Here is a 26234-nt window from a genome sequence, read left to right on the forward strand (position 1 = left end):
CAGGGCTGCCTCTGACCGCGCCTCAGCACGCCCCCATGGGTTGTTGCCGCCCGCCGCCCGTGACATCATTCCCATACCGAGTCATCTCTGCCCTCTGGATGCCCGATGCCGAGCCGGAAATTTGCCTGGGAGAAGCTGTCGGATGACGAGTTGCTCAAGCAGCGCCTCTCCAGCCTGAGGGTTGCGGTCGAAGGCACCTGGCTGGAGGATTGCGTCAGCACGCTCCACGAGGAAATGGAAGAGCGAGGCATCCGGCTGCGACCGCACACCTGGATGTCGAGCGAATGGTTCAGTCCGGGCGGCGTGCCTGGTATCGCCATTCCGTTCTATCTCGCCCATCCGCGCCTGATGAAGCTCGAGAAGAAGATGATGTTTGACGTCGAGGGCGGGACCTGGCGCGAGTGCATGGCCATCCTCCGTCACGAGGCCGGCCATGCCATCCAGCACGGCTACCAGTTGCAGCGCCGCCGGCGCTGGCAGCAGCTGTTCGGCCCGTCGTCGAAACACTATCCGCGCTACTACCGGCCCAATCCGGCGAGCCGGCGCTACGTCCAGCATCTCCGGCTGTGGTACGCGCAGAGCCATCCGGACGAGGATTTCGCCGAGACCTTTGCGGTGTGGCTGCGGCCGCGCTCGAACTGGCGGACGCGATATGCCGGCTGGCCGGCACTGAAGAAGCTCGAATATGTCGACGAGCTGATGAACGAGATCGCCGGGAAGCGACCGCTGATCACGACGCGGGAGCGCGTCGATCCGCTGGGCCGGCTCAGCCAGACGCTCGAAGAGCACTACAAGAAGAAGCAGGCGTTCTACGCCTTCACGCCTCCGAAAACCTACGACCGCGATCTCTCCCGGCTGTTTTCAGCCGATCCGCGGCATCACCGGTCGAAGCCGGCCTCCGCCCTGATCAGGCGGCACCGCGCCCACATCAGGCAATTGGTCGCGCGATGGACGGGCGAGAACCAGCTCACGCTCGATGCCGTGCTCGACGAGATGATCTCCCGCTGCCGCGAGCTCGACCTGCGCGCAGTCGGTCCCGAACAGAAGCTCGTTCTCGATTTCACCGTCCTTGTGACCGCCAAGACGATGCACACGATGTTCGGCCCGTCTCGGCGCAAATGGATCGCGCTATGAGACGACTCCGTATTCTCGTGCTGATGCATCCGGACTTCATACCTCCGGACTCCTCCGAGGGTTATACCCCTCAGGAAATCAACAACTGGAAGACGGAATACGACGTCGTCAGCACCCTGCGCGCGGCCGGCCATGAGGTCCGGGTCCTCGGTGCCCAGGAGGAAATCAGACCGGTCCGCGAAGCGATCGAGCAGTTCAAGCCGCACGTGGTCTTCACGCTGCTGGAAGAATTCCACAACAACGTTGCCTACGACCAGCACATCGCCAGCTATCTCGAACTGATGAAGGTCCCCTATACAGGGTGCAATCCGCGCGGCCTGATTCTGGCGCGCGGCAAGGATCTGTCCAAGACGCTGGTGCACCATCGCCGCATCGCGGTGCCCGCCTTCGCCGTCTTCCCGATGCGACGCAAGGTCAAGCGGCCGAAGCATCTTGCGCTGCCGCTGATCGTCAAGGCCCTCAACATGGATGGATCTGCCGGCATTTCTCAGGCCTCCATCGTCGATACCGACGAAAAGCTCGCGGAGCGCGTCGCCTTCATCCACGATCGGAGCGAAACCGCAGCCATCGCCGAGCAGTTCATCGAGGGACGCGAGCTCTACGTCGGCGTGCTCGGCAACAACCGCCTCCGCGTGCTGCCGGTCTGGGAGTTGAAATTCGGCAGCATGGGCGGGCGCAGGTCACGGCACATCGCCACGGAGAAGGCCAAGCACGACACCGACTATCAGGAGAAGGTCGGCATCGTCGACGGACCGGCGAAGGACCTCGCGCCGGAAGTCACCGCCCGCATCCAGCGCGCCGCGAAACGCATCTACCGGGCGCTTGGCCTCGACGGCTACGCGCGGATCGATTTTCGTCTCGCCGCCGACGGCACGCCGTATTTCATTGAAGCCAATCCCAACCCCGAGATCGCCAAGAGCCAGGAGTTCGCCACGGCGGCTCTCCATGCCGGGCTCAAATATCCGGCTCTCCTGCAGCGCATCCTGACGCTCGGGATCAGCCGCGCCAAGGCGGGGGTGTCGCTAGGCTGAGGCCTTCGCGCTCACCACCTCGGCGAACGATTTGAAGAACTCGCCCGCCAGCTTCGTCGCGGTCGAGTTGATCAGCCGGGCACCGAGCTGGGCGAGCTTGCCGCCGATCTGCGCATCGACCTCGTAATGCAGCACCGTGATATCGGCGCTCTCGGCCTCCAGCCGCACGAGAGCACCACCCTTGGCAAAGCCGGCGACGCCGCCCGAGCCCTCGCCCGAGATGCGATAGGCGTTGGGCGGATCGAAATCGGACAGCGTCACCTTGCCGCTGAACGTCGCCTTCACCGGGCCGACCTTGAAGACCACCGTCGCCGTCATCTGGTTCGGCGCGGTCACCTCGAGCGACTGGCAGCCGGGGATGCACTGCTTCAGCACAGCGGGATCGTTCAGCGCCGCCCAGACCTGCTCGCGTGAGGCGGGAATACGCTGGCTGTCGTTCATCTGCATGATCGGTGTCTCACTCTCTGTTTGCTGACTGGACGGCGGCACGCTGGCCACGCCGCCGTTCCCTGGTGATCTCGGCGAGGATCGACATTGCGATCTCCTCCGGCGTGATGGCGCCGAGATCGAGCCCGGCCGGCGCCTTGACATCGTCGATCGCAGCGGCGCTGGCGCCTTCCGCGATCAGTTTTGCGCGCAGCGACGCCATCTTGCGGTGGCTGCCGACGAAGGCGCGATAGTCGGCCTTGGTCGCGACCGCCGCGCGCAAGGCGGCTTCGTCGCCCTTGCCCTGCGTCGAGACCACGACGAAGCGCTTGGCGTCGTTGAGCTCACCGAGCTGGTAGCCATCGATGAGCGTGTCGGCATCCGGCTGCGCCGTGAGATCGGCGGCGGGTGCGGCGAGCGTGACGTGATAGCCGAGCACGCGCGCCTGTGCCGCCAGCGACAGCGCCACCGGACTTGCGCCGAGAACGACCAGCGAGGGATGCGGCAACACCGGCTCGACGAAAATGTCCATGGTGCCCTTGCTCGGGCACATGTTGCTGGCGAAGCGGATGCCGTCGCGGCTCTCGCCGGCGCTGACGCCGATCTCGGCCAGCAGGTTCTCCGGCTGCACTGAGACCATGCGCGGCTCGCCGTCGGCGAGCGCCTCGCGCGCCGCCCTCAACACCGCGCCTTTGGCGCAGCCGCCGCCGATCCACCCCGCGACAATGGTGCCGTCGGCCGCGATGATCGCCTTGGCTCCGGCCTTGGCTGCTGTCACCGACACGGTGCGCACGACAGTCGCCAGCACGAAGGCACGCTCGGCGGCCTTCATCTGCGCGACGAGATCCAGCACTTCGACATGAGCGGTCATCGGTGCCTCCTCAGAGCTTCATCAAATAGGGTTCGAGCGCGCGCAGGCTTTGCAGCGAATTCGCGGGCGCGTAGAGATCGACATGCGGCAGCGCCGCTCTTATACCCCTCGCCTCGGGCGTGTAGCCTTCCCAGGCCATCATCGGGTTGAGCCAGACGATGCGCCGGCAGCGCCGCGCCAGCGCGGCCATTTCGCGGCCGAGCAAGGCAGCGTCGCCGGTCTCGTAACCGTCGGACACGATCATCACGCAGCTGCGCGAATGGATCACGCGCCGGGCGTGCCAGCGGTTGAAGGTCTGCAGGCTCTCCCCGATCTTCGTGCCGCCGCCTGCGCCCTGCGCCATGATCGAGAGCCGGTCGAGCGCGCGAGCGGCGTTCTTCTCTTTCATCGCATCGGAGACATAGGCAAGGCGCGTGTGAAACAGGAACGCCTCGGCCTCGCGGAACTGGTCGAGCACGCCGTGGATGAAGCGCAGGAAGACGCTGGTGTACATGCTCATCGAGCCGGACGCATCGAGCAGCACGATCAGCCGCAGCGGCTTGTGCTTGCGTTGCCGTTTCACCAGGCTGATCGGCACGCCGCCATGGCTGATGTTGCGATGAATCGTCCGCCGGAGATCGAGCCGGTAGCCGCGCCGGCGCGCCAGATCCCGCCGGGTCAGGCGTGTGCGCATCGCCCGTGCGAGCTGCGCTGCGGCCTCATGGGCCTCTGCGACCTGATCGGGATCGCTGAGCTTTCTGAAATCGACCTCGGCGATATTCTCCGCCGGCGAAGCACCCTCCATGCGGCCCTCGCCGGAGCGGCCTTCCGGCGCGTCATCGGAGGACGGAAGCTGGTCGGTGATGGATTGGCTGCCGCCCTGCTCCGCTGCCGCATCCTGCAGGCTCTTCAGCGAGGGATTGCTGGCGCCGGGCGTCGAGCCGATGGTGCGGGAGCGCGAGCGCACGCGCTGGCCCAGCCAGAACGCATCGAACAGGCCATCGAACTTGTCCCAGTCGGATTTGCGCGCCGAAAGGAGATGCTTGAACGCCGCGCGCAAGAGGCCGGACCGCGCCGCGTAGCCTGACGACATCAGCGTCGCCGCATCCTGCCCTTCGGCAAGTCCCACGCGAAATCCGGCATCGCGCAAGGTACGCAGGAAGGCGGCAAGCCTTGCGGAGACGAGGCGGGAGACCTGGTCGAGGTCATCATATCCGGGGCTGGATCCGCAGCAGCTCATGCGACCTTCCCCAACAGGCGCTGTGTCACCTCCGGCGTGGCCCGCGCGCGGTCCTCATGCGTCTTCAAAAGACAAATCAGCGTCTCGTGAACGGTCTCGGGCGCGTCATGGAGATCGCGGACGTCGAGGCCGACAAGCGCTGCCGCCCAATCCAGCGTCTCGGCGACGCCCGGCACCTTGCGCAGCTCCTCCTTGCGTACGCCTTCGACCATGCGCGCGATCTGGAACGACAGCGACGGGCTCGCCCCGGCGACCCGCGCCAGAATGATGCGGGTCTCGCGGTCGACGTCGGGATAGTCGACATAGTGATAGAGGCAGCGCCGGCGCAGCGCGTCGGACAGCTCGCGCGTGCCGTTCGAGGTCAACACCACATGCGGGATAGTAACCGCGGGGATGGTGCCGAGTTCGGGGATCGAGACCTGGAAGTCGGACAGCAGCTCCAGCAGGAATGCCTCGAACTCGTCATCGGCGCGGTCGATTTCGTCGATCAGCAGCACCGGCGCCTTCGGACGGCGGATCGCGGCGAGCAAGGGACGCTCCAGCAGGTATTTTTCGGAGAAGACCTGGTCCTCGATGCTGTCGGCGCCGCGATGCGCCTGGATCGTCAGCAGCTGGCGCTGATAGTTCCACTCGTAGAGCGCGGAGGACTGGTCGAGGCCTTCATAGCATTGCAGCCGGATCAGCTCGGTCGCATGCACCTTGGCGAGCGCCTTCGCCACCTCGGTTTTGCCGACGCCCGCCTCGCCTTCGAGCAGCAGCGGACGCCGCAGCAATTGCATCAGCGAAATCGCGGTCGCGAGATTCGCATCGGCGATATAGCCCGATGCGGCCAAAGCTTGCGCGATCTCGTCACGGTTTTTCATGCAACCTCCGTCGTTCCGGGGCGGCTCGAAGAGCCGAACCCGGAACCTCGAGATTCTCAGGTGCGCAATTGCGCACCATAGTTCGGTCCTGCGGACCGCCCCGGAATGACGAACCAGCTCATTACGCGACCGCCCCGAGCTCCTTCGCCGCCTTCCAGTTGCGCCAGAAATCGTGCGGCATCTGGATATGCGTGGACCCCAGGAACGAGAACGCGTCGTTGACGGCGTTGGAGAAGGCCGGCACGCCGCCGACATTCGGGCTTTCGCCGACACCCTTGGCGCCGATCGGGTGATGCGGCGACGGGGTGACGGTGAAGTCGGTCTCCCAATGCGGCGTCTCCACGGCGGTCGGCATGAAGAAGTCCATGAACGAGCCGGTGACGACGTTGCCGACCTCGTCGTAGCGGATCTCCTGGCCCATCGCGATGGCGAAGGCTTCGGTGAGGCCGCCATGGACCTGGCCCTCGATGATCATCGGGTTGATGCGGGTGCCGCAATCGTCGAGCGCATAGAAGCGCCGAACCTTGTACACGCCGGTGTCGACGTCGATGTCCATCACGCAGAGATAGGCGCCGAACGGATAGGTCATGTTGGGCGGATCGTAATAGCTCACCGCCTCCAGCCCCGGCTCCATGCCAGGGGGCACCGAATTGTACGCCGCCCAGCAAATGTCTTTCATCGACATGAATTTCTCCGGCAGGCCCCGCACCCGGAAGCCGTCGATGTCGAACTCGAGGTCGTCCTCATGGACCTCAAGCTTGTAGGCCGCGATCATCTGCGCCTTGGCCTTGATCTTTCGCGCGGCCATGGCGATCGCGGCGCCGGCCACCGGCGTGGAGCGCGAGCCATAGGTGCCGAGCCCATAGGGCGCGGTGTCGGTGTTGCCTTCCTCGACCATGATGTTGTCGGCGGGAATGCCGATCTCGGTCGCGATGATCTGGGCCCAGGTGGTCTCGTGGCCCTGGCCCTGGCTCTTGGAGCCGACCCGCGCGATCCCGGCCCCCGTCGGGTGCATGCGGATCTCGCAGGAGTCGAACATGGCGATGCCGAGGATGTCGCAGTTCTTCGACGGCCCGGCACCGACGATCTCGGTGAAGAAGGAGATGCCGAGGCCCATGATCTCGCGGGTCTCGCCGCGCTTGAAGGCTTCGCGCTTCTCCGCCTGCTCTTTCCGGAGCGCGGCGTAGCCGGTCGTTTCCATCATCTTGCGCATGGCGGTGTGGTAGTCGCCGGAATCGTATTCCCAGCCCAGCGCCGAGTGATACGGGAACTGCTCCGCCTTGATGAAGTTCTTCAGCCGCAACTCCGCCGGATCCATGTTGAGCTTCTGCGCCAGAATATCCATGGCGCGCTCGATGCAATAAGCAGCCTCCGTGACGCGGAACGAACAGCGGTAGGCGACGCCGCCCGGCGCCTTGTTGGTGTAGACGCCATCCACCGCCAGATGGGCGGTCGGGAAGTCGTAGGAGCCGGTGACGATGTTGAAGAAGCCGGCCGGCCATTTCGACGGGTCGGCGCAGGCGTCGAACGCGCCGTGATCGGCGAGCACGTGGACGCGCAGGCCGGTGACCTTGCCCTCCTTCGTCGCGGCGATTTCGGTCGTCATGTGATAGTCGCGCGCGAACGAGGTCGCGGTGAGGTTCTCAATGCGGTCCTCGACCCATTTCACCGGCTTGCCGGTGACGATGGAGGCGACCGCCGCGCAGATGTAGCCGGGATAGGCGCCGACCTTGTTGCCGAAGCCACCGCCGATGTCGGGCGCGATCACGTGGATCTTGTGCTCCGGAATCTTCGCGATCAGCGCTACCACCGTGCGGATCACATGCGGGGCCTGGAACGTGCCGTAGATCGTCAGTTCGCCCTTGATCTTGTCGAACGAGCAGACGCACTGGCAGGTTTCCAGCGGCGAGGGATGGGTGCGGTGATAGGAGATCATCTCCTTGATCGTGACCTCCGCCTTCCTGAAGGCGGCGTCGGTCAGGTCCTTGTCGCCGACGGTCCACTCAAAGATATGGTTGTCGTGCTTGCGTGGCCCGTGCGCGCCGGACATTTTGCCGACAAGGTCCTCGCGCAACACCGGGGCGCCGGCATCCATCGCCTTGAAGGGATCGACCAGCGGCGGCAACGGCTCGTATTCGACGATCACAGCGTTGATACCGTCGTCCGCCGCATAGCGGTCGGTGGCGACGACGAAGGCAACCTCCTGGTTCTGGAACAGCACCTTGCCGTCGGCCAGCACCATCTGCACGTCGCCGGCGAGCGTCGGCATCCAGGCGAGATTGACGGTCTTCAGCGTCTCCGCGGTGATGACCGCGAGCACGCCGGGCACCTTCAGCGCCGCGCTGTCGTCGATTGTCTTGACGCGCGCATGCGGATGTGGCGAGCGGACGAAGTCGCCATGCAGCATGCCCGGCAGCTTGACGTCGTCGACGTAATTGCCCCTGCCTTGCGTGAAGCGGATATCCTCGACGCGCTTGCGCTTGCAGCCCATGCCTTCGAGCGCGGCGGTGCGTTGTTCCCGCGTGGGAGTGAGGTCATTCATTCTGCGGCCTCCTGGAATTCCACGCCGTTGATCTTGGCGCTCGCGTACTGGATTGCCTTGACGATGTTCTGGTAGCCGGTGCAACGGCAGATGTTGCCAGAGATGCCCATGCGGATTTCCGGCTCGCTCGGCGAGGGATTCTCCTTCAGCAGCCGATGCGCGCGGACGATCATGCCCGGCGTGCAGAAGCCGCATTGCAGGCCGTGCATCATGCGGAAGCCCTCCTGCAGCGCCGACAGCGTGCCGTCGGCATTGGCGATGCCTTCCACCGTGATGATGTCGCTGCCGTCGGCCTGCACGGCGAACATGGTGCAGGATTTCACCGACATGCCGTCGATATCGACGGTGCAGGCACCGCAATGGGTGGTCTCACAGCCGATATGGGTGCCGGTCAGTTGCAGATTCTCACGGATGAAATGCACCAGCAGCGTGCGCGGCTCGACGAGGCCTTCGACCTCGGCGCCGTTCACCTTCATGGTTACGTGTGTCTTTGCCATCGATCCTCTCCCCTCACTTCGCCCTGGCGGCGGCGCGCTGCAGCGCACGCGTCACCATGATGCCGCCGACATGTTTGCGGTATTCGACCGGACCGCGGGCATCCGCGGCCGGTGCCATGATCGCTTCGGCGGCTGCGGCCGCTTTCTTGAGCGTGGCGGCATCGAGACTGGTGCCGATCACCGCCTTGGCCGCGTCGGTGGCGAGCAGCGGCGTCTCGTGGACGTTGGTGAGCCCGATCGTGCAGGTCGCGACCTTGCCGCCCGCCATGGTCAACACGACGGCGGCCGCCGCGGTCGCGTAATCGCCGACCTTGCGCTTGAGCTTTTCGTAAGCGTAGCCGTGGCCGGCGGCGAGCGCCGGGAACGAGACGGAGGTCAGGATTTCGCCGGGCTCGAGCGCCGTGAAATAGGCGCCCTGGTAGAAATCGGCGGCCGGCAGGTCACGGGCGCCGCCGGGACCTTCGAGCCGGTAGCTCGCGCCCAGTGTCATCATCAGCGCCGGCATGTCGTTGCCGGGATCGCCATTGGCGACATTGCCGCCGATCGTGCCGCGGTAGCGGACCTGCGGGTCGGCGATGAGAAGCGCCGTCTCGTGCAGGATCGGCGCCGATCTGGCGATCTCGTCGGAGGCCAGCAAATCGTGCTGGGTAGTCATCGCGCCGATCACGACAGTATTGCCGTTGCGGCTTATGCCCTTCAGCCCGGCGATGCCGTGCAGGTCGATCAGATGGGCGGGGCTGGCGAGCCGCAGCTTCATCATCGGCACCAGACTGTGCCCGCCGGCCAGTGGCCGCGCATCCTCGCCAAGGTCTGCCAGGAGCTTGACGGCGTCGGCGACACTCGCCGGCCGGTGATAGCTGAATGAGCCCGGGATCATCATCTCCTCCTCATCGTCCTTTGCGCGTGACGGCGCGGACGTTGATGGGGAAGGTCACTCCCGGCAGGGCGGCCCGCAATCATTCGGGCACGGAACAGCGGATTTCGCACGAGTTGCGGCCTGAACTGCACGAATTGCGTCAGGTTTGGCGACCCTTCACCTCGCCCGCTTGCGAGGAGAGGTCGGATTGCATCGCAAGATGCAATCCGGGTGAGGGGTACAGGTCTCACGGATAATCGCACGTGCGGAGAGAATCCCCTCACCCCACCCTCTCCCCGTAAGGACGGGGAGAGGGAGTGAGACCGCTCGGGATGACTCTACGCGTGCCGCCGGTTCGCCAGTCCCAGCCGGGCCTTCACCTCGGCGATCTTGGCCCGGCTTACGGGAACCCGGTGCGGCGACGGGCCGTCGAGTTCGAGCACGGCGCCATCGCCCTCCTTCCGGACCAGCGCGACATGGGGGATGGCGACGATATGGCTGCGGTGCACGCGGAGAAACAGCGAGGGATCAAGCTGCGCCTCGGCCTCCGAGATCGACCAGGGGCACATCCGCTCGCGAGTGCCGTCATGGACGCGGGTGTAGTGCGCGTCGGCGCGAACGCTGCGGACATTGGCGGTGTCTATGAAGTGTGTGCCATCGGCGCTCTCGACCGGAAGCCGCGGCGCGGGGGCGCGCGGCGGTTGACCAAGGCCACCGAGCGGCCCCAGCGGGCGCGCAGGTGCGGCAGCCGGCTCGGGGACGGCCGGAGCAGCCGTCGCGGGAACCGGGTCAGCGGCAATTGACGCCGAAGCCTGCCGCCGTGAATCGGGAACCAGAGACAACAAAAAGCCGGCTGCGATCACGAAGCAGAGCACGGCGACCACGATCGAGAGAACTTGCTGCGACGCAGCAAGGCCGCCGATATGGTGGTGCGCCGCGCCCGTCAGCGGCTCGAAATGCATGCCCAGCATCGCCGTGTAGTGCATTCCCGAGACAGCCACGCCGAAAACGACCGAACTGACGATCAGGCGAACGCCCTCCTGCTGCGCCAGGAAGGCACGCAGGCCGCCATAGGCGGTGACGATCGCAACCAGAACCGACAGCAGCACCATCGTTTGGTCGTGCACGATGGCAAAGGGCCCGGCCAGACCGTGAATCCCGACATAATGCATGCTGGCGATGCCGACGCCGAGCAGGACAGCTGAAGAGGCCACCCGCTTCAGAGACGGCTCGCCGATCGAGACGAAGAACAGTGAGATGCCGACCACCAATGCGCAGATCAGGAACGAGATGATGGTGGGCAGGACCAGGTAGGCCGTATCGGGCGGCAGCGGCGCGGCCAGCATGCCGACGAAATGCATGGTCCAGATGCCGACGGCCAGAAACGCGGCCGCACCCGCGAGCAGAACGCGGTTACTGACGCCGGGCGTGTTGCGGATGCGAGCAGCAAGCGCAAAGCCGGTATAGCCACCCAGACTCGCGATCGCCACAGAGAGCGCGACGAGATAGGGATCGTGTCCTTCGAACATGATCTTGTCGGCCGCCCCGTCTCCACGGCACGGCCTCCTCCCGCCGCCGACCTTATAGGGACGGCGGCGGGATTGACAATCAGCGGCGTGTGAAGGGCTGTTTCATCCGTCATCCCCGCGCAACGGCGAAGCCGTTGTCGCTGGAGGTGCTCCCCGTGAAGCGCAAAGCGATTCACGGGGAGCCTCGAAGGATGAACGGCCCCGCTGCAGCCGGGCCGTCGCCCTTCGAGGCTCGCCGAAGAGGCGAGCACCTCAGGGCGACGGGTCGCGCTCCTCTAGATGAGGAGCGCGAGTCTTTGCTTCCTCACACAATTCCAGCCGCGACCTGGCCGCGCAGGCGCTCCAGGCCGAGCAACGTCTCCGCACAGGCTGCCGCGACCTCGACGCCCTTGATCGCAAAATGCCTGCGGAAGAAATCGTAGTGCACCTCGGTCTCGTGGAATTGCTGCGGCGTCAGCACGGCGGAGAACACCGGCACTTCGGTGCGCAGCTGCACGTCCATCAGCGCCTTGATCACGGTGTCGGCGACGAACTCGTGACGATAGATGCCGCCGTCGACGACGAGACCGGCGGCGACGATCGCGGTGTAGCGCCGCGTCTTGGCGAGGACCTGCGCATGCAGCGGAATCTCGAACGATCCTGGCACCTCGAACACGTCGACATGGGTGAGATGCCGCGCCTCGGCTTCCTTCACGAAGGCGATGCGAGCTTCCTCGACGACGTCGCGGTGCCAGCAGGCCTGCACGAAGGCGACCCGCTGCGGTTTTGCAAAGCGCGGATGTTCGGGCGCCGGATCCTGTGGAACCGGAGGCGGCGCTTGGGTGGGTTGGGACGTTTCGGCTTTGGAAGTTTGGACTTGGGGGTCTTGCAGCATCTGATTCATGGCTTTCCTTCAAAGGACCAGAATCAGGGCACACGGAACGACAAACAGCCGCACCTCGCGATGCGTCTGCCACCGACCGTTCTCTTTCATCCGGACTTTAACCGTCGGCTTCGGAGTTTCACCGAATCTGCTGACCCTTCCCCTTGGCAAGAAACCTTGGGGAAGGCGCTCGCGGGCTTAGGCCTTTCGGCCCTTACCGCCGGTGGGGACTTTCACCCCGCCCTGAGAACATCGACCGTCCGGAATGAACGGCCTAAATGGAAATATGACGCCGGTTCGAGGCCGCAGCAAGCGTGTTCCGCATGGGAAAACCGCATGGTCCCATGCCGGCCTGGCGGTGCTCGTGCAGGTCCGCTTGGAGCCACGGGCCTCGCGCGGCGGAATTAACGATTGGCGCCTTTGGCGAATCCGATTCCTGTTTGTTCTCTTCGTTAAGAATTGTGGCCGAGAGATGAGCTGTGGACGAACGAGTCCTGACTTGTGGACGGACTCGGCAGCCAGTTGCGCAGATTCCGCAAATCACATCAGTTGATCCGCGACAAGCCGCGCTGATCCCCGGACCGCAACAGCGACTCCGAGGGATCGCCCCAGCGATAACTGGGGGAGCGCGCGCCGGACCAACCGCGTGCGTATCAAAGACAACAAAAAGGCAAGAGGTCGAGACGGCATGTCCCTGCTCGAAGGCACTATCGATTCCAGAAGTCACCCGCTCGCGGTGGTCGAAGATATTGCTGCCAGCAACAACTGGCCGTTTGAACGCTCCGGCGAAGACGAACTCACGATTGTCTCCAAGGGACAATGGACCGACTACCAGATCTCATTCACCTGGATGGGCGAGATCGAGGCGCTGCATCTGGCCTGCGCCTTCGACATGAAGATTCCGGTCGCACGGCGGGGCGAGGTGCAGCGGCTCGTCGCTGCGGTCAACGAGCAATTGTGGGTCGGCCATTTCGACCTGTGGACCAACACCGGCATGATCATGCATCGCCAGGCCCTGGTGCTGCCGGGCGGCCTCACCGCCTCGACCGCGCAATGCGAGGCCATGCTCGCCGGTGCCATCCACGCCTGCGAGCGCTACTTCCCCGCGTTCCAGTTCGTGGTGTGGGCCGGCAAGACCACCGCCCAGGCCATGGACGCCGCGATGTTCGACACGGTGGGGGAGGCGTAAGGCTGCTCGCCTCGCTCTCCGCCGTCGTCCCGGACACGCGCAGCGCAGATCCGGGACCCCCCGCGTGATTTCTCCGTCGCGCGCGATGCTTGTTGCCAGCACCTCCATCCATTAAGACCACTCGTGGTTATGGATCCCCGCCTTCGCGGGGACGACAGCGAGTTTGTGGTGACCATCGTGGCAGACAACAGCACTCTCCAAAACATCACCGGCACCATCCTGCTCGCCGGCGCCGGCAAGATGGGCGGCGCGCTGCTGACCGGATGGCTGGCGGGCGGGCTCGACCCGCGCCGCGTCGCAGTGGTCGATCCGCACATCTCGCCCGAGATCACCGCGCTTGCCGGCAGGGGCGTGGCGCTCAATCCCGACGTGAAGGCGGCCGGCGCCGTCGAGACGATGGTCCTCGCGGTGAAGCCGCAGATGTTCCGCGGGGCCGGCGCCAGGCTGAGATCATTCGTTTCGGCGACAACCTCGGTCGTCTCGATCATGGCGGGAACCACGATCGCCTCGCTTCGGGAGGTCTGCGGCGGCGCCGTCGTGCGCGCGATGCCGAACACGCCGGCTGCCATCGGCCGCGGCATCACCGTTGCCGTCGCCGCGAGCGATGTCAGCGCACAGCAGCGCGCGGTGGCGGACGCGTTGCTGCGCGCCACCGGCTCGGTCGAATGGGTCGAGGATGAAAGCCTGATGGATGCGGTGACCGCCGTCTCCGGCTCGGGCCCGGCCTATGTGTTCCTGCTCGCCGAAGAGCTCGCGCGTGCCGGCGTCGAGGCGGGATTGCCCGAGGCTCTGGCGACGAAGCTTGCGCGCGAAACGGTCGCCGGCTCCGGCGAGCTGCTGCACCAGTCGGAGCTTGCCTCCAGCACGCTGCGCCAGAACGTCACATCGCCCGGCGGCACCACCGCCGCAGCCCTCGGCGTGCTGATGGGCGAGCCCGGCCTGCGCGACCTGATGATCCGCGCGATCGCGGCTGCGACGCAACGGTCGAAGGAATTGGCGAAGTAGCGGCTACGCCCCCAGCCGCTTGTTGAACATCTCGACATTGACGAGCCCGCGAGCGTGGCGGCCTTCGCCGAGCTTACGCGTGCCCTCGAACGCCTCGACCTCGAAACGGATGACGCGGCGCTCGACCGCGACGACCTTCGCGGTGGTTCGTACCGTTGCACCAACCAAGGCTGCCGCGAGATGGCGGATGTCGACCTCGGTACCGACCGTGACCCAGCCCGGCTGCAGCGCTGCGCGGATCGCATCGCCCGACGTCATCTCCATCTCCAGGATCATCATCGGCGTCGCATAGACCATCGGCATGCCCGGCACGAAATGCCCGACGGTGCGCTCCGCCGGGACCACCAGCATGCGCTCGGCGCTCATGCCGACCTTGATGAAATCGCGTGCGTCCATGGGTGCTTCAAACTCCGCCGTCGTCCCGGACAAGCGCAGCGAAGCGGAGCGCTGATCCGGGACCCATAACCACAGGATCGAGTCTGGCGACGACTCGGAGCTACCAGCTTGCCCCACAACCACGCCCTGTGGTTATGGGTCCCGGATCTGGGCTTACGCTTGTCCGGGACGACAGTCGTGAATGACGCCAATGCGTCATTTCTTCGCCGCCGCCGCGCGCTCCACAAACGTCTTGCCGCCCTTCATCTTGTGGCGGAGCGGGGCTTCGTTGATCTGGATGACGACGGCATCGGCATCGACGCCGAGATTCTTGACCAGCGCCTGCGTGATGTCGCGCATCATGCCGGCCTTCTGCTCGTCGGTGCGGCCTTCGGCCATGCTGACAGTAATCTCAGGCATCGTTCTCTCCCTTGCGGCCGAACACCGGCCATTGACGGTCGCCATCAAACAAGACGTGGATGCCCGGGACAAGCCCGGGCGTGACGCCTGCCGGAATGGCTATCCCCACTTTACGTCATGGCGCGCCAGCACCTCGCGCACTTTCGCGACGAGATCGGCTTCGCTGCACGAGAACTGCGCCGGACGGCTCTCGCGCCATTCCTGGTTGGAGGCGATGGCCGCGGCCGCCTTGGCGCCTTCGATCAGATCCTTGATCTGCACCTCGCCGCGCGCCTTTTCATCGGAGCCCTGGATGATGACGCAGGGCGCGTTACGGCGGTCGGCATATTTGAGCTGGTTACCCATGTTCTTGGGATTGCCGAGATAGAGCTCGGCGCGGATGCCGGCGGTGCGCAAGCTTGCGACCATCTTCTGATAATCGGCGACGCGATCGCGGTCGAACACGGTGACGACGACGGGGCCGAACTCGGGCCGCGTGTCGAGCTTGCCGAGCAGCGTCAGCGCCGCCTGAAGGCGTGACACGCCGATCGAGAAGCCGGTCGCTGGCACCGGCTCGCCGCGGAAGCGCGAGACGAGGCCGTCGTAACGTCCGCCGCCGCCGACCGAGCCGAAGCGCACGGGACGGCCTTTGTCGTCCTTCGTCTCGAGCAGCAGTTCGACCTCGTAGACAGGACCGGTGTAATATTCGAGACCGCGCACGACGGACGGATCGATCTTGATGCGATCTGCGCCGTAACCAGACGCCGCGACCAGCTTGGCAATCTCTTCCAGCTCGCTCACGCCGGCCTGACCGACTTCGCTCTTGGCGAGATAGGTCTCTGCCGCGGCAATGGCCTCTTTCCAGTCGTCGCGCGGCTTGGTGATGGCGAGAACGACGTCGGCCTCCGCCGCGCTCAGATTGGCGCCCTTCGTGAAGTCGCCCTTGCCTTCTTCGCCGCCGTCCCATCGTCCGGGACCAAGTAATTTGCGCACTTCATCAGCGGAAAACTTGTCGAGCTTATCGATGGCGCGCAGCACGGTCAGCCTGCGGCCTGCATTCTCTTCACCGGCGAGCCCGATGGCTTCCAGAACGCCATCCAGCACTTTGCGGTTGTTGACCTTCACGACGTACTGGCCGCGCTGAACGCCCAGCGCCTCCATCGTGTCCGCCGCCATCATGCAGATCTCGGCGTCCGCCGCCGGTGTCGCCGAGCCGACCGTGTCGGCGTCGAACTGCATGAACTGGCGGAAGCGGCCGGGGCCGGGCTTTTCGTTGCGGAAGACATAGCCGACGCGATAGCTGCGATAGGGCAGGACCAGGCCGTCGGTGCCGTAGCGCTCGCCGACATAGCGGGCGAGCGGCGCGGTCAGATCGTAGCGGAGCGAAATCCACTGCTCGTCGTCGTCCTGGAACGAGAACACGCCCTCGTTCGGACGGTCCTGGTCGGGCAGGAATTTTCCGAGCGCGTCGGTATATTCCATCGCCGGAGTCTCCACGGGCTCGAAGCCGTAGAGCTCGTAGACGGCGCGGATCTTCTCGACCATCTCGCGCGTCGCCCGGATCGCGGCGGGATCGCGATCCTCGAGTCCGCGCGGCAGACGCGCCTTCAGTTTCTGCGGTTTTTTGGGTTTTTCGGCCATGCGCGGCGTTTACCAGCCGAAGCCGGTGGCGGCAACTGCCCTACGGCTGCTCCATCCGCGCCCGGAGCGCATCGGCCTCGGCTATCGGCATGGATTTGAGCAGCGGCTTGACGGTCTCGCCGCCGACGATCTTGCCGTTGCGCATGAACATCCAGTCCGAGATGTCGGTCTCGCTGAATTGAGCGAGGTCTCCCAATCGCTTTCCAGGCATGTTCTGAGGCATGTCCGCGAAACGCGCGGCATAGTCGCCGCTCGGCAGCCTCTTCACCTGGCTCATCCAGATATGCTCGCCATTGCCTGCGGTCAGAAATCGCACCTTGAGAGAGTGTCCGGTCTCCGACGGTTTCGAGGCCTCGTAAGAAGCCCAGAAGACAGGCAGCGTAGCGCGCGCACGAGCGATTGCCGCGTTCATTTCGGCGTCAGTATCGGCCACGCTGATGACCCGGTCCGGCACGTTCACCGCGGGATGTGGACCCAGGTTTAGAATGCCGAAGACGGCAAGGGCCGTGACGACGGCGGATACGGCCCATTTGATTGGCTGGGAGAGAGAGGTCGGCATGCTCGGGCGTCTAACACTGCGATGTCCCAATCATTGTCGCACAGTTGCGCAGACGCGTTCAACAACTAAAGGTTATCGTCATCAGGGAAGTCCCAACGTGCCGCCCGTCCGCGGGGCGGCACGTTGTCGATCCGTTTCGCGACCCTAGACCCGGGACACGAAGCCTCAAAACACCTTGCGGATCCAGTTGTGCGGATCGTTGGTGCGGCCGTACTGGATGTCGACGAGCTGCTTGCGCAGGCCCATGGCGACGGGGCCGGCGGCGCCGCCGCTGATCTCGAAATCGCCGCTCACCGAACGCACCTTGCCGATCGGCGAGATCACCGCGGCGGTGCCGCAGGCAAAGGCTTCCTTGAGCTTGCCGGAAGCCGCGTCCTTGCGCCACTGGTCGAGCGAGTACGGCTCCTCGCGCACGGTCTTGCCGGCATCGCGGGCGAGCGTGATGATGGAGTCGCGGGTGATGCCAGGCAGGATCGTGCCAAGCGGCGGCGTCGACAGCGAGCCGTCCTCGAACACGAAGAACACGTTCATGCCGCCGAGCTCCTCGATATAGCGGCGCTCGTTCGCGTCGAGGAAGACGACCTGATCGCAGCCGTGCTGGATCGCTTCGGCCTGCGCCCGCAGGCTTGCCGCGTAATTGCCGCCGCATTTGACGGCGCCGGTGCCGCCGACGGCCGCACGCGTGTAGTTCTCCGACACCCAGATCGAGACGGGCGCGGGTCCGCCCTTGAAATACGAGCCGACCGGCGAAGCGATCACCGCGAAGATGTATTCGGACGACGGCTTGACGCCGAGGAAGGTCTCGCTCGCGATCATGAAGGGCCGCAAGTAGAGGCTGCCTTCGCCGCCCGGCATCCAGGCGCGGTCGATGCGCACGACCTGCTCGACCGCCTCGATGAAGACATCCTCGGGCAATTGCGCCATCGCCATGCGATCGGCGGAGTCCTTGAAGCGCCGCGCGTTGGCGTCGGGGCGGAACAGGTTCACGCCGCCGTCGTCGCGCTTGTAGGCCTTCAGCCCCTCGAAGATTTCCTGGGCGTAGTGCAGGACGGCGCCGGCCGGATCGAGCTGGAAGTTGGCGCGCGCCTCGATCTTGGCCTCGTACCAGCCGCCCTTGGCCTGGTTGTAGCGGACGATCGCCATGTGATCGGTGAAGACCCGCCCGAAGCCGGGGTCCACCAGCCTGGCGACGCGGTCCTTTTCTGGCGTAGGGTTGGATGCGGGCTGGATGTCGAATTTCATGCTCATGTCCTTGGCTCCCGCTGCCGGTGGCGGCGCTGTCCTGGCGCCGGCCTGCCCTGTTTGGGGCCCGGCTGGCTTGATGTGGTTTCTGGCCGAACCACCGCCAGCCTTGTTACGGCCGGTTTCCGTGGCCAGCATGTCCGCGGAGGACATGCTTTTGCGGAAGGCGGAAGTCCAGTATGTTTTGCCGAAATGCCGCTCGACAATCGCACGGTAGATCTGCTTCGGCCGTCGGCCGCCTGTCAGCCTCTCTCCGGCCGCCCTGCTTCGATGCCACCCGACGCGAAACGATCTAAAATTTCGTGCGGGTCGATCGTTTTGTAACATTGAACCCAAGATACGTCAATATGCCTGACATAAATTTCGCGACTTCCTCTCAAGACGCTGCCGAGCCTCGGCCGGCCGCAGGCGATGGAGGCAATTTGCGCTGGGATATCATCGAGCTGCTGTTCTTCGCCTATCGCGATTTCGTCGGCGATCCCGACCAGGAGCTGGAGGCTTTCGGCTTCGGCCGGGCCCACCACCGGGTCATGCATTTCGTCTACCGCTATCCCGGCCTCAAGGTCGCCGACCTGCTCGACGTCCTGCGCATCACAAAACAGTCGCTCGGCCGGGTGCTCAAGCAGCTGCTGGACGAGGGCTATATCGTGCAGAAGACCGGCGACAATGACCGCCGCCAGCGCCTGCTCTACGCGACGCCGAAGGGCGAGGCGCTGGTGCAGAAGCTCGCCGGCCTCCAGACCACGCGGATCACCAAGGCGCTGGCCGAGATGGCGCCGCAGGACGCCGAGACCGTCAAGCGCTTCCTGCGCGCGATGATCGACCGCGACGATCCGGACAAGGTGCTGGAGACGATCTTCGCCAACGTCAATCAAGACGGAAAGGAGTGACCGTGCCGCTCGCTGCCACGCTCGGCCGCCCGCCGGTGCAACCGGCCGATGACGCGCCTCATCTGCTTTTGGTGGATGACGACCGCCGCATCCGCGATCTGCTGTCGCGTTTCCTCGCCAGCGAGGGCTATCGCGTCACCACCGCGGCGAGCGCCGGCGATGCGCGCTCGAAGCTGCTTGGCCTGCATTTCGACCTGCTGATCCTCGACGTCATGATGCCCGGCGAGACCGGCTTCGACCTCGCCCGCTTCATCCGGACCTCCTCCTCGGTGCCGATCGTGATGCTGACGGCGCGCCATGAGGCGGAAGCCCGCATCGAGGGGTTGCAGATCGGCGCCGACGATTACGTCGCAAAACCGTTCGAGCCGCGCGAGCTTGCGCTGCGCATCAACAACATCCTCAAGCGCGCCGCCCCGCCGCCGCAAGCCGCGGCGGTCGAGCAGATCGCGTTCGGGCCCTACGTCTACCATCTCGACCGCGGCGAATTGCGCCAGGGCGAGGAGGTCATCCACCTCACCGACCGCGAGCGCGAGATGCTGCGCATTCTCTCGGAGACGCCAGGCGAGACCATCCCGCGCAGCGCGCTGACCGGCAATGGCAGCGTCAACGAGCGCGCCGTCGACGTGCAGATCAACCGCCTGCGGCGCAAGATCGAGACCGACCCCGCCAATCCGCTGTTCCTACAGGCAGTGCGCGGCATCGGCTACCGGCTGGTAGCCTCGCCATAAATCAGTGAAGCGCGACCGATGAGCACGATCGATACCGGCCTGACGCTGCTCAAGAGCGCTGCCGGCCGCGTTTCGGCCGCCAATGGCTGGATGGGTAACGCGTTCAAGGGCTGGATGCCGACAGGCCTCTATGCCCGCGCGCTGCTGATCATGATCGTGCCGATGGTGATCCTTCAGACCGTGGTCGCCTTCGTGTTCATGGAGCGACACTGGAATACGGTGACGCGACGGCTGTCAGCCGCGGTGGTGCAGGACATCGCCGCGCTGATCGACGTCTACAAGAGCTATCCGCAGGACAAGGACCGCGCCCAGCTCAAGAGCATCGGACAGCGGCTGCAGTTGGTGGTCGATTTTCTGCCCCCCGGCGACATGCCACCCCCGGGACCAAAACCGTTCTTTTCGCTGCTCGACCAGACGCTGTCGGTGCAGCTCGGCCGCCAGATCGGACGCTCGTTCTGGATCGACACCGTCGGCCGCTCCAATCTCGTCGAGATCCGCATCCAGCTCGACGATGCCGTGATGCGCGTGTTCGCGCAGCGCAGCGCCGCCTACGCCTCGAACTCGGAGATCTTCTTGTTCTGGATGGTCGGCACATCCTCGATCCTGCTGATCGTCGCGGTGCTGTTCCTGCGCAACCAGATCAAGCCGATCCTGCGCCTTGCGGATGCCGCGGAGAGTTTCGGCAAGGGGCGCGAGGCGCCGAACTTCAGACCGCGCGGCGCCCGCGAAGTGCGGCGCGCGGCGGTCGCCTTCCTCGAGATGAAGTCGCGCATCGAGCGCACCATGGAGCAGCGCACCGCGATGCTCGCCGGAGTCAGCCACGATCTGCGCACCATCCTGACCCGCTTCAAGCTCGAACTGGAATTGATCGGCGACAGTCCCGAGCTCGAGGGCATGCGCAAGGACGTCGACGAGATGTCGATGATGCTGGAGGACTATCTCGCCTTCGCCCGCGGCGATTCCGGCGAGCAGTCGCAGCCGACCGACATGGCACAGGCGCTGGAAGAGCTGCGCAGCGACGCCGAACGCCACGGCCATACCGCCACCGTTGCGTTCCACGGCCTGCCCGTGGTGACGGTGAAGCCGGCCTCGTTCAAGCGCTGCCTCGCCAACCTCGTCACCAACGCCGCGCGCTACGGCAAGAGCATCGCCATCACCGGCCAGCGCGATCACCGTTATTTGACCGTGACGATCGACGACGACGGGCCGGGCATTCCCGTGCACTTACGCGAAGACGTGTTCAAGCCGTTCCTGCGGCTGGACAACGCGCGCAACCAGGACGAAGGCGGCACGGGCCTTGGCCTTGCCATCGCCCGCGACATCGCCCGCTCGCATGGCGGCGACATCACCCTCGGCGACAGCCCGATGGGGGGATTGAGGGCAAGCGTGAGGATTCCGGTGTAGGCTGGCTCTTCCTTCTCCCCTTGTGGGAGAAGGTGGCGCTAAGCGCCGGATGAGGGGTCTCGCTCGGCGAATTCAAAAGCAGAAGAGTCACGTGCGGAGAGAAACCCCTCACCCGTCTCGCCGCTGCGCGGCGAGCCACCCTCTCCCACAAGGGGAGAGGGGAAGAACCTACTTCGGCAGCAAGTTCTTCAGCTTGTCGATGTCGCGCACGTTCATCTTGAAGCCGCCGGGCATCACGATGTCGCCGGGCTTCTGCTCCGGCTTGCAGGCCCCGAGCCACTTGGCTTCGAGGGTCGTGGTGGTATCGCGCCCCGCGGCGCCGACAGCGCCGCCTTGCGCATGCGACGAGGTCTTCACCGTATAGGCCGAGTTGAAATCGCCCGTGATCTCGGCGTGCGAGGTCGTACTGATGCCGGCGACGCTGCACTCGGAATCGCTGACATAGCCGGTCGCCGTCTTCTTGATCTCCTGCTTGGCGCAGATCTGCTTGGCCATCGGGGAGACGTTGTTGTTCATCTCCTTGTCGACGGTCTCGTCGGTGCAGTGCTGCATGGTCATCTCGGGCACGGGCGAGCCGGCCCTGACCATCTTGATTTCCCAGAGACCGGCCTTGCGCACCGGCAGATCGTCCGCACGAGCTGCGCCTGCCGACAGAACGAAGCAAAGGGCCGAGCCGAGCAAAGCGAGTTTGCGCGTCATGAGGAGATGCTCCCGGCTGAAAGATTGCGGCGCTAAGAAAGCGCTTTAGTAGAGCGTGCGGATCGGCTGCTCGGCGGCGCCGTAGGGCACCCAGCGGCAGGAGAACGAGATGTAACCGCCCTCATAGGCCTGCACCGCCAGGAACTTCACGACCTTGCCGTAGCGCGCGCAGTGATCGACCGCGACCTGACGCGCATCGACCTGGGTCGCCATCGAATAGGCGATGATGCCGCCGGTGTCGTTGCCCTTGAACGGCGGCACCGGAAGGAGATCGGCGCGCGCCGACTGGCTCGCCATAATACCCAAGGCAAGAATGCCCGCGGCCGCAATGATTCGCATTCCCGTTACTCCAATTGGTTGGCGCCAGTTTACGGTGCCGGAGGGGAAGTGAAAAGAACTGAAGCCCTGCCGGCTGCGACGTTATGGTCAACTCTTGGGTAAGTGTTGCCGCGCTGCACTTGACCTGCCCCGGCCTTCGCGGCACCGTCCAACCTTCAAGACCCAGCTGTCCGGATTGCCCATGCGCGCCCCCTCCCTGAAATCGCTCCGCTTTGCCGCCGTGTTCGGCCTCATGTTCGGAGCGCTGTCGCTCGGCGAGGCCAAGGCCGCCAATCCGCTGGAGCTGAACTTCTGGCTGAGCGGGCCGCGCTATGACGGCGCCGTCGCCGATTGCGACAAGGCGCTGCCGACCATCGCCACCCAGTTCTGGGAAAAGGAAAGCTCGTTCTGGAATTCCTCGTTGAAGATCACCGGCTTCGCCGCTGTTCACGAGGTCGCTTTCCGGCCCTGGCAGTCCGACAACATTCCGCGCCGCTATTGCACCGGTGAGGCCATGCTCAATGACGGCAAGGCACGCAAGGTGCATTTCTCGATCATCGAGGACGGCGGCTTTGCCGGCTACGGCAACGGTGTCGAATGGTGCGTGGTCGGTGTCGATCGCAACTGGGCCTACAATCCGGCCTGCCGCGCCGCCAAGCCGTAATTCGACCAGCCCTGATTCGGACCGATCCGGCAGCCGCGCGGACGTCTCTCGAAATTTGTTCTTGAAATGTTCTTATCGCCTGCTAGGCTCGATTGCACAGTCTAGTTGAGGGGCGTCGCCATGTTTCATTCCAGATTGCATTCGTTCTCGCGCCTGATGATCTCGCTGACGCTGGCCCTGCCGCTCGCGGCCGGGCTGGTCGCCCTCGCGAGCGGCGCAAAGGCCCAGGACAAGCGACAGAACGCGCCCGGCGAATTCGATTTCTATGTACTGTCGCTGTCGTGGTCGCCCTCGTTCTGCGAGGAGGCGGCCGAGCGCGGCGGGCGCTCGCAGATGCAGTGCGGCGGACGGCCCTATTCCTTCGTGGTGCACGGGCTATGGCCGCAATATGAGAACGGCTTCCCCGAATATTGCCAGCGGCCCTCGCCGCGGCTGAACCGCAACATCGTCTCCTCGATGCTCGACCTCATGCCGGCGCCCGGTCTGATCTTCAACGAGTGGGACAAGCACGGCACCTGCTCCGGGCTCGACGGCCGCAATTATTTCGAGACGATCCGCAAAGCGCGCGCCGTGGTGAAGATCCCGGCCGAATATCTCGACCTGTCGCAGGCCAAGTCAGTGGCGCCGGCCGCCGTCGAGGAAGCCTTCATCAAGGCCAATCCGGGCCTGAGCAATGCAGCGGTGTCGGTCACCTGCAACCGGACGCGGCTCTCCGAAGTCCGCATTTGCCTCAGCAAGGATCTGCAGTTCCGCGCCTGCGAGGACACCGACCGCCGCGCCTGCCGCCGCGACCAGGTCACGATGCCGCCGATCAGGGGCGGGTAGCCGCAGCTCTCATGCCCCGGATGCAGTGCAATGCGCCGCGAAGCGCGGCGTAGTGCACTGCTGATCCGGGGCCCACCACGAAAGAAGAAGCTGGGTCCCGGCTCTGCGGTGCACCGCCAAGTGGCGCTGCACCGCGTCCGGGACACGCGATCGTACCTCTTTGCTCAGGCCTTCACGTGGCGTAGTGCTCTTCCCATGAACTACCGTCACGCCTTCCACGCCGGCAGCTTTTCCGATGTCATCAAGCACATCGTGCTGGCGCGCATCATCACCTACCTGCAGGACAAGCCGGGGGCGTTCCGCGTCATCGACACCCATGCCGGCGCCGGCCTCTACGATCTCGACAGCGACGAGGCGCGCCGCAGCGGCGAGTGGCTGACGGGCATTGCGCGGCTGATGCAGGCGCGGCTGTCGAACGACGCCATCGCGCTGATCAAGCCCTATCTCGACATCGTTCGCGCCTTCAATCCGAAGGCCGAGCTCAAGTCCTATCCCGGATCGCCGCTGATCGCGCGCGGCCTGATGCGGCCGCAGGACCGCATGGTCGCCTGCGAGATCGAGCCTAAGGCCCGCAAGGCGCTGATCAGCGTGCTGCGCCGCGACGAACAGGCCCGCGTGGTCGATCTCGACGGCTGGGTGGCGCTCCCTGCCTTCGTGCCGCCGAAGGAACGGCGCGGCCTCGTGCTGATCGATCCGCCATTCGAGGCAAAGGACGAATTCGAAAAGCTCGGCGAAGCCTTCTCGGCGGCCTACGCGAAATGGCCGACCGGTATTTATGTCATCTGGTATCCGGCCAAGAGCCGGCGCGCCACCGACGCGCTGTCGCAGCTGGTGGCGCGGCTCGCAGCCGCAGCAAAGCCACCGGGAAAATGTCTGCGCCTCGAATTCAGCGTCGCGCCGCAACTCGATGGCGCCGCCCTCACCTCCACCGGCCTGCTGATCGTCAATCCGCCCTATACGCTGCATGGCGAGTTGAAAACGATCCTGCCCGAGCTGGAAATGCCGCTCGGCCAGGGCGGAGCTGCCAGATTCCGATTAGAGGTGCCGCGGCCGTAACGCTCCGGCATTCTTGGGAAAAATATGCAGTAGCGGTAGTCAATCCGCCGAGAACCGTATTATGCTGTTTCAGTGACTGGCTTTACGTTCCGCTTCCGCGAATGGTTGCGGCGGAGTGAAGGCCTAAGAAAGATCCGGCCGGACCGACAAGGTCCGCCCAAGGATGGCCAGCTCTCCCGGGCTCCGTAAGGCCCGGTCATGTCGTGACGTGTGTCTGCGTCGCGACGGAGGAGCAATGAGGGGGAGTTTCCCGATGGCCATGACGGGAACGGTTAAGTTCTTCAACGGCGAGCGCGGCTACGGTTTCATCAAGCCGGACGACGGCGGTCGCGATGTCTTCGTTCATATCACCGCTGTGGAGCGGGCGGGACTGAAGGACCTTGCCGAAGGACAGCGTATTACTTTCGAAGTCGAACCGGACAAGAAGGGGAAGGGACCGAAGGCGGTCAATTTAGTCATCCTCTCCTAGCGGGCCTGACGCAAACCACCTGGCGCAAAAAAATCCCGGCCGCGAGCGGCCGGGAGGCTGTTGTCCGGTATTTTCTTGTTGCTATCAGAAGTGGTAGTTCACGCCAGCGCGCACAACGCTGGCGCTGTAGCCGTTTGACACGCCTGTAATTCCGAACTGGCTCGTCGACAGGTCGATGTAGAGATATTCGAGCTTCACGCTCCAGTTCGGCGCAAGGCCGAGCTCCGCGCCGGCACCGATGGTCCAGCCGGCACTGGTGTGCGACTCCGTCCAGCCAAACGTCTGCGCGCGCAGTTCGCCGAAGGCGAGGCCGGCGGTACCGTAGAACAGCACGTTGCTGAAGGCATAGCCGGCGCGGCCGCGCAGGGTGCCAAACCAGGGATTGGAGAACTTCCACGGCGCGAAGGTGTCGTCGGCGCCGGCGGCCTGGATATCGCCCTCGACACCGAACACCCATGGACCGTTCTGGAAATTATAGCCGGCCTGCGCGCCACCGACGAAGCCGGAGGGCTTCACGGGACTGTTGCTCACCGAGCCCCACTCATAGCCGAGATTGGCGCCGAGATACGGGCCCGCCCAGCTATAGGCGTTGAGCGGCTGATTGACCGTGTAGGGCGCACGCTGCCCGTAACTGAGATCGGCGGCCTCTGCCGAAGCTGTCCAGCCGGCAGCAACCAACGCGGCTGCGCCTACAACGAGCCTCTTCATCACACACTCTCCAACGCAACTGCCGTCACCGGGTGCGATGCCCTGCGCCGCCGCGCCGGGCCAAAACCGCATGGTTACGGAACCAAGACCTTTTCGCGTAAGATTTATCGAGAGTTTTAAGTTAAAGGGCTGTTAAGGCGGGTTACCGCGCTGTTAACAGACTTAAGGAAGCGTTACCGGGAACCGCGCCCGCCATCCCTGTGCGTGCCGCACCGCCGGAACTTCAAATCGGC

28 protein-coding genes and 1 riboswitch are annotated in these 26234 nt (G+C 64.9%); of the genes, 11 read left to right on the forward strand and 17 right to left on the reverse strand.

Annotated features, from left to right (window positions below):
- Positions 1-105 precede the first annotated feature (105 nt).
- Both F8237_RS09930 and F8237_RS09935 read left to right on the forward strand, forming a co-directional pair.
- Positions 106-1134, forward strand: coding sequence for a putative zinc-binding metallopeptidase (locus F8237_RS09930; protein WP_151644164.1), 1029 nt, complete (start codon positions 106-108; stop codon positions 1132-1134).
- Complete coding sequence (locus F8237_RS09935; RefSeq protein ID WP_162005968.1) at positions 1131-2165, forward strand: D-alanine--D-alanine ligase family protein; 1035 nt, start codon at positions 1131-1133, stop codon at positions 2163-2165. Before F8237_RS09930 ends, F8237_RS09935 begins: the two co-directional genes overlap by 4 nt.
- Here the strand turns inward: F8237_RS09935 and F8237_RS09940 are convergent.
- The 9 genes from F8237_RS09940 to F8237_RS09985 form a co-directional block, all read right to left on the reverse strand.
- Positions 2157-2612 (reverse strand): SRPBCC family protein, encoded by a 456-nt coding sequence (locus F8237_RS09940; RefSeq protein ID WP_151644168.1) that lies wholly within the window; start codon positions 2610-2612, stop codon positions 2157-2159. The two genes, F8237_RS09935 and F8237_RS09940, sit on opposite strands and share 9 nt — an antisense overlap.
- 10 nt (positions 2613-2622) lie before the next feature.
- Positions 2623-3462 carry an XdhC family protein gene (locus F8237_RS09945; RefSeq protein WP_151644170.1) on the reverse strand — a complete coding sequence of 280 codons (840 nt, stop codon included), beginning with the start codon at positions 3460-3462 and terminating at the stop codon, positions 2623-2625.
- Positions 3463-3472: 10 nt separating this feature from the next.
- The gene (locus F8237_RS09950; RefSeq protein WP_151644172.1) at positions 3473-4681 is read right to left on the reverse strand and encodes a vWA domain-containing protein; all 1209 of its coding nucleotides are present in this window, start codon (positions 4679-4681) and stop codon (positions 3473-3475) included.
- The gene (locus F8237_RS09955) at positions 4678-5544 is read right to left on the reverse strand and encodes an AAA family ATPase (RefSeq protein WP_151644173.1); all 867 of its coding nucleotides are present in this window, start codon (positions 5542-5544) and stop codon (positions 4678-4680) included. The genes F8237_RS09950 and F8237_RS09955 overlap by 4 nt, the downstream gene beginning before the upstream one ends.
- 121 nt (positions 5545-5665) lie before the next feature.
- Positions 5666-8086 (reverse strand): aerobic carbon-monoxide dehydrogenase large subunit, encoded by a 2421-nt coding sequence (locus F8237_RS09965; protein ID WP_151644175.1) that lies wholly within the window; start codon positions 8084-8086, stop codon positions 5666-5668.
- The gene (locus F8237_RS09970; RefSeq protein WP_015688535.1) at positions 8083-8583 is read right to left on the reverse strand and encodes a (2Fe-2S)-binding protein; all 501 of its coding nucleotides are present in this window, start codon (positions 8581-8583) and stop codon (positions 8083-8085) included. The genes F8237_RS09965 and F8237_RS09970 overlap by 4 nt, the downstream gene beginning before the upstream one ends.
- Before the next feature lie 13 nt (positions 8584-8596).
- Positions 8597-9460 carry an FAD binding domain-containing protein gene (locus F8237_RS09975; RefSeq protein ID WP_151650509.1) on the reverse strand — a complete coding sequence of 288 codons (864 nt, stop codon included), beginning with the start codon at positions 9458-9460 and terminating at the stop codon, positions 8597-8599.
- Positions 9461-9777: 317 nt separating this feature from the next.
- On the reverse strand, positions 9778-10968 hold the full coding sequence (locus F8237_RS09980) for an MHYT domain-containing protein (RefSeq protein ID WP_151644177.1): 1191 nt from the start codon (positions 10966-10968) through the stop codon (positions 9778-9780).
- 304 nt (positions 10969-11272) lie between these two features.
- On the reverse strand, positions 11273-11851 hold the full coding sequence (locus F8237_RS09985; protein ID WP_151644179.1) for a 6,7-dimethyl-8-ribityllumazine synthase: 579 nt from the start codon (positions 11849-11851) through the stop codon (positions 11273-11275).
- A 74-nt stretch (positions 11852-11925) separates the two neighbouring features.
- Positions 11926-12085, reverse strand: a riboswitch (FMN riboswitch).
- A gap of 433 nt (positions 12086-12518) precedes the next feature.
- On the opposite strand from F8237_RS09985, the gene F8237_RS09990 reads away from it, so the two are divergent.
- Together F8237_RS09990 and proC are read left to right on the forward strand one after the other, a co-directional pair.
- On the forward strand, positions 12519-13019 hold the full coding sequence (locus F8237_RS09990; protein WP_094973049.1) for a type III secretion system chaperone family protein: 501 nt from the start codon (positions 12519-12521) through the stop codon (positions 13017-13019).
- A gap of 129 nt (positions 13020-13148) precedes the next feature.
- A complete protein-coding gene (gene proC, locus F8237_RS09995) occupies positions 13149-14024 on the forward strand; it encodes a pyrroline-5-carboxylate reductase (RefSeq protein ID WP_162005969.1) in 876 nt (291 codons plus the stop codon).
- 3 nt (positions 14025-14027) lie between these two features.
- On the opposite strand, the gene F8237_RS10000 is transcribed toward proC, so the two are convergent.
- The 5 genes from F8237_RS10000 to F8237_RS10020 all read right to left on the reverse strand — a co-directional run bounded on the left by F8237_RS10000 (position 14028) and on the right by F8237_RS10020 (position 18246).
- Entirely contained in the window at positions 14028-14420 is a 393-nt protein-coding gene (locus tag F8237_RS10000) for a thioesterase family protein (RefSeq protein WP_151644183.1), read from the reverse strand.
- 195 nt (positions 14421-14615) lie between these two features.
- Entirely contained in the window at positions 14616-14864 is a 249-nt protein-coding gene (locus tag F8237_RS10005) for a tautomerase family protein (protein WP_071909549.1), read from the reverse strand.
- 54 nt (positions 14865-14918) lie between these two features.
- On the reverse strand, positions 14919-16439 hold the full coding sequence (hisS, locus tag F8237_RS10010; RefSeq protein ID WP_151644185.1) for a histidine--tRNA ligase: 1521 nt from the start codon (positions 16437-16439) through the stop codon (positions 14919-14921).
- Between the two features lie 40 nt (positions 16440-16479).
- On the reverse strand, positions 16480-16998 hold the full coding sequence (locus F8237_RS10015; protein WP_151644187.1) for a YegJ family protein: 519 nt from the start codon (positions 16996-16998) through the stop codon (positions 16480-16482).
- Positions 16999-17163: 165 nt separating this feature from the next.
- Positions 17164-18246 (reverse strand): branched-chain amino acid aminotransferase, encoded by a 1083-nt coding sequence (locus F8237_RS10020; RefSeq protein ID WP_151644189.1) that lies wholly within the window; start codon positions 18244-18246, stop codon positions 17164-17166.
- 341 nt (positions 18247-18587) lie between these two features.
- Here F8237_RS10020 and F8237_RS10025 point away from each other — a divergent pair, with 341 nt between their 5' ends.
- The 3 genes from F8237_RS10025 to F8237_RS10035 are packed head-to-tail and all read left to right on the forward strand — an operon-like array spanning position 18588 to position 21262.
- Positions 18588-19130: a MarR family winged helix-turn-helix transcriptional regulator gene (locus F8237_RS10025; protein WP_201280188.1), complete on the forward strand. Its 543-nt coding sequence runs from the start codon at positions 18588-18590 to the stop codon at positions 19128-19130.
- The gene (locus tag F8237_RS10030; RefSeq protein WP_151644193.1) at positions 19127-19858 is read left to right on the forward strand and encodes a response regulator; all 732 of its coding nucleotides are present in this window, start codon (positions 19127-19129) and stop codon (positions 19856-19858) included. The genes F8237_RS10025 and F8237_RS10030 overlap by 4 nt, the downstream gene beginning before the upstream one ends.
- An 18-nt stretch (positions 19859-19876) precedes the next feature.
- Positions 19877-21262 (forward strand): ATP-binding protein, encoded by a 1386-nt coding sequence (locus F8237_RS10035; protein WP_151644195.1) that lies wholly within the window; start codon positions 19877-19879, stop codon positions 21260-21262.
- A gap of 168 nt (positions 21263-21430) precedes the next feature.
- Here F8237_RS10035 and F8237_RS10040 read toward each other — a convergent pair whose 3' ends face one another.
- Both F8237_RS10040 and F8237_RS10045 read right to left on the reverse strand, forming a co-directional pair.
- On the reverse strand, positions 21431-21961 hold the full coding sequence (locus tag F8237_RS10040; RefSeq protein ID WP_151644197.1) for a DUF3617 domain-containing protein: 531 nt from the start codon (positions 21959-21961) through the stop codon (positions 21431-21433).
- A gap of 45 nt (positions 21962-22006) precedes the next feature.
- Positions 22007-22300 (reverse strand): hypothetical protein, encoded by a 294-nt coding sequence (locus F8237_RS10045; protein WP_151644198.1) that lies wholly within the window; start codon positions 22298-22300, stop codon positions 22007-22009.
- A gap of 181 nt (positions 22301-22481) precedes the next feature.
- On the opposite strand from F8237_RS10045, the gene F8237_RS10050 reads away from it, so the two are divergent.
- The 4 genes from F8237_RS10050 to F8237_RS10065 all read left to right on the forward strand — a co-directional run bounded on the left by F8237_RS10050 (position 22482) and on the right by F8237_RS10065 (position 25293).
- Positions 22482-22943, forward strand: coding sequence for a hypothetical protein (locus F8237_RS10050; protein ID WP_162005971.1), 462 nt, complete (start codon positions 22482-22484; stop codon positions 22941-22943).
- A gap of 120 nt (positions 22944-23063) precedes the next feature.
- Positions 23064-23768, forward strand: coding sequence for a ribonuclease T2 family protein (locus F8237_RS10055; protein WP_151644202.1), 705 nt, complete (start codon positions 23064-23066; stop codon positions 23766-23768).
- Between the two features lie 195 nt (positions 23769-23963).
- Positions 23964-24824 (forward strand): 23S rRNA (adenine(2030)-N(6))-methyltransferase RlmJ, encoded by an 861-nt coding sequence (locus F8237_RS10060; protein WP_151644204.1) that lies wholly within the window; start codon positions 23964-23966, stop codon positions 24822-24824.
- Between the two features lie 253 nt (positions 24825-25077).
- A complete protein-coding gene (locus F8237_RS10065) occupies positions 25078-25293 on the forward strand; it encodes a cold-shock protein (RefSeq protein WP_008544396.1) in 216 nt (71 codons plus the stop codon).
- A gap of 84 nt (positions 25294-25377) precedes the next feature.
- Here the strand turns inward: F8237_RS10065 and F8237_RS10070 are convergent, their stop codons facing one another.
- Positions 25378-26001 carry an outer membrane protein gene (locus tag F8237_RS10070; RefSeq protein WP_162005972.1) on the reverse strand — a complete coding sequence of 208 codons (624 nt, stop codon included), beginning with the start codon at positions 25999-26001 and terminating at the stop codon, positions 25378-25380.
- Positions 26002-26234 lie beyond the last annotated feature (233 nt).

This window comes from Bradyrhizobium betae, from assembly GCF_008932115.1.
In the GTDB taxonomy this organism is placed as follows: domain Bacteria; phylum Pseudomonadota; class Alphaproteobacteria; order Rhizobiales; family Xanthobacteraceae; genus Bradyrhizobium; species Bradyrhizobium betae.

Excerpts from the sequence above, each read along its gene's own strand:
- F8237_RS10045 (WP_151644198.1), bottom strand. The coding sequence starts at position 22,300 with ATGCGAATCATTGCGGCCGCGGGCATTCTTGCCTTGGGTATTATGGCG.
- F8237_RS10040 (WP_151644197.1), bottom strand. The coding sequence starts at position 21,961 with ATGACGCGCAAACTCGCTTTGCTCGGCTCGGCCCTTTGCTTCGTTCTG.
- F8237_RS10025 (WP_201280188.1), top strand. The coding sequence starts at position 18,588 with ATGCCTGACATAAATTTCGCGACTTCCTCTCAAGACGCTGCCGAGCCT.
- F8237_RS09990 (WP_094973049.1), top strand. The coding sequence starts at position 12,519 with ATGTCCCTGCTCGAAGGCACTATCGATTCCAGAAGTCACCCGCTCGCG.
- F8237_RS09985 (WP_151644179.1), bottom strand. The coding sequence starts at position 11,851 with ATGAATCAGATGCTGCAAGACCCCCAAGTCCAAACTTCCAAAGCCGAA.
- F8237_RS10055 (WP_151644202.1), top strand. The coding sequence starts at position 23,064 with ATGTTTCATTCCAGATTGCATTCGTTCTCGCGCCTGATGATCTCGCTG.
- F8237_RS10020 (WP_151644189.1), bottom strand. The coding sequence starts at position 18,246 with ATGAGCATGAAATTCGACATCCAGCCCGCATCCAACCCTACGCCAGAA.
- F8237_RS09935 (WP_162005968.1), top strand. The coding sequence starts at position 1,131 with ATGAGACGACTCCGTATTCTCGTGCTGATGCATCCGGACTTCATACCT.
- F8237_RS10035 (WP_151644195.1), top strand. The coding sequence starts at position 19,877 with ATGAGCACGATCGATACCGGCCTGACGCTGCTCAAGAGCGCTGCCGGC.
- F8237_RS10070 (WP_162005972.1), bottom strand. The coding sequence starts at position 26,001 with ATGAAGAGGCTCGTTGTAGGCGCAGCCGCGTTGGTTGCTGCCGGCTGG.
- F8237_RS09945 (WP_151644170.1), bottom strand. The coding sequence starts at position 3,462 with ATGACCGCTCATGTCGAAGTGCTGGATCTCGTCGCGCAGATGAAGGCC.
- F8237_RS10060 (WP_151644204.1), top strand. The coding sequence starts at position 23,964 with ATGAACTACCGTCACGCCTTCCACGCCGGCAGCTTTTCCGATGTCATC.
- F8237_RS10000 (WP_151644183.1), bottom strand. The coding sequence starts at position 14,420 with ATGGACGCACGCGATTTCATCAAGGTCGGCATGAGCGCCGAGCGCATG.
- hisS (WP_151644185.1), bottom strand. The coding sequence starts at position 16,439 with ATGGCCGAAAAACCCAAAAAACCGCAGAAACTGAAGGCGCGTCTGCCG.
- F8237_RS09975 (WP_151650509.1), bottom strand. The coding sequence starts at position 9,460 with ATGATCCCGGGCTCATTCAGCTATCACCGGCCGGCGAGTGTCGCCGAC.
- F8237_RS10050 (WP_162005971.1), top strand. The coding sequence starts at position 22,482 with ATGCGCGCCCCCTCCCTGAAATCGCTCCGCTTTGCCGCCGTGTTCGGC.
- F8237_RS09930 (WP_151644164.1), top strand. The coding sequence starts at position 106 with ATGCCGAGCCGGAAATTTGCCTGGGAGAAGCTGTCGGATGACGAGTTG.
- F8237_RS09940 (WP_151644168.1), bottom strand. The coding sequence starts at position 2,612 with ATGCAGATGAACGACAGCCAGCGTATTCCCGCCTCACGCGAGCAGGTC.
- F8237_RS10015 (WP_151644187.1), bottom strand. The coding sequence starts at position 16,998 with ATGCCGACCTCTCTCTCCCAGCCAATCAAATGGGCCGTATCCGCCGTC.
- F8237_RS09950 (WP_151644172.1), bottom strand. The coding sequence starts at position 4,681 with ATGAGCTGCTGCGGATCCAGCCCCGGATATGATGACCTCGACCAGGTC.
- F8237_RS10005 (WP_071909549.1), bottom strand. The coding sequence starts at position 14,864 with ATGGCGACCGTCAATGGCCGGTGTTCGGCCGCAAGGGAGAGAACGATG.
- F8237_RS09970 (WP_015688535.1), bottom strand. The coding sequence starts at position 8,583 with ATGGCAAAGACACACGTAACCATGAAGGTGAACGGCGCCGAGGTCGAA.
- F8237_RS10065 (WP_008544396.1), top strand. The coding sequence starts at position 25,078 with ATGGCCATGACGGGAACGGTTAAGTTCTTCAACGGCGAGCGCGGCTAC.
- proC (WP_162005969.1), top strand. The coding sequence starts at position 13,149 with ATGGATCCCCGCCTTCGCGGGGACGACAGCGAGTTTGTGGTGACCATC.
- F8237_RS09980 (WP_151644177.1), bottom strand. The coding sequence starts at position 10,968 with ATGTTCGAAGGACACGATCCCTATCTCGTCGCGCTCTCTGTGGCGATC.
- F8237_RS09965 (WP_151644175.1), bottom strand. The coding sequence starts at position 8,086 with ATGAATGACCTCACTCCCACGCGGGAACAACGCACCGCCGCGCTCGAA.
- F8237_RS09955 (WP_151644173.1), bottom strand. The coding sequence starts at position 5,544 with ATGAAAAACCGTGACGAGATCGCGCAAGCTTTGGCCGCATCGGGCTAT.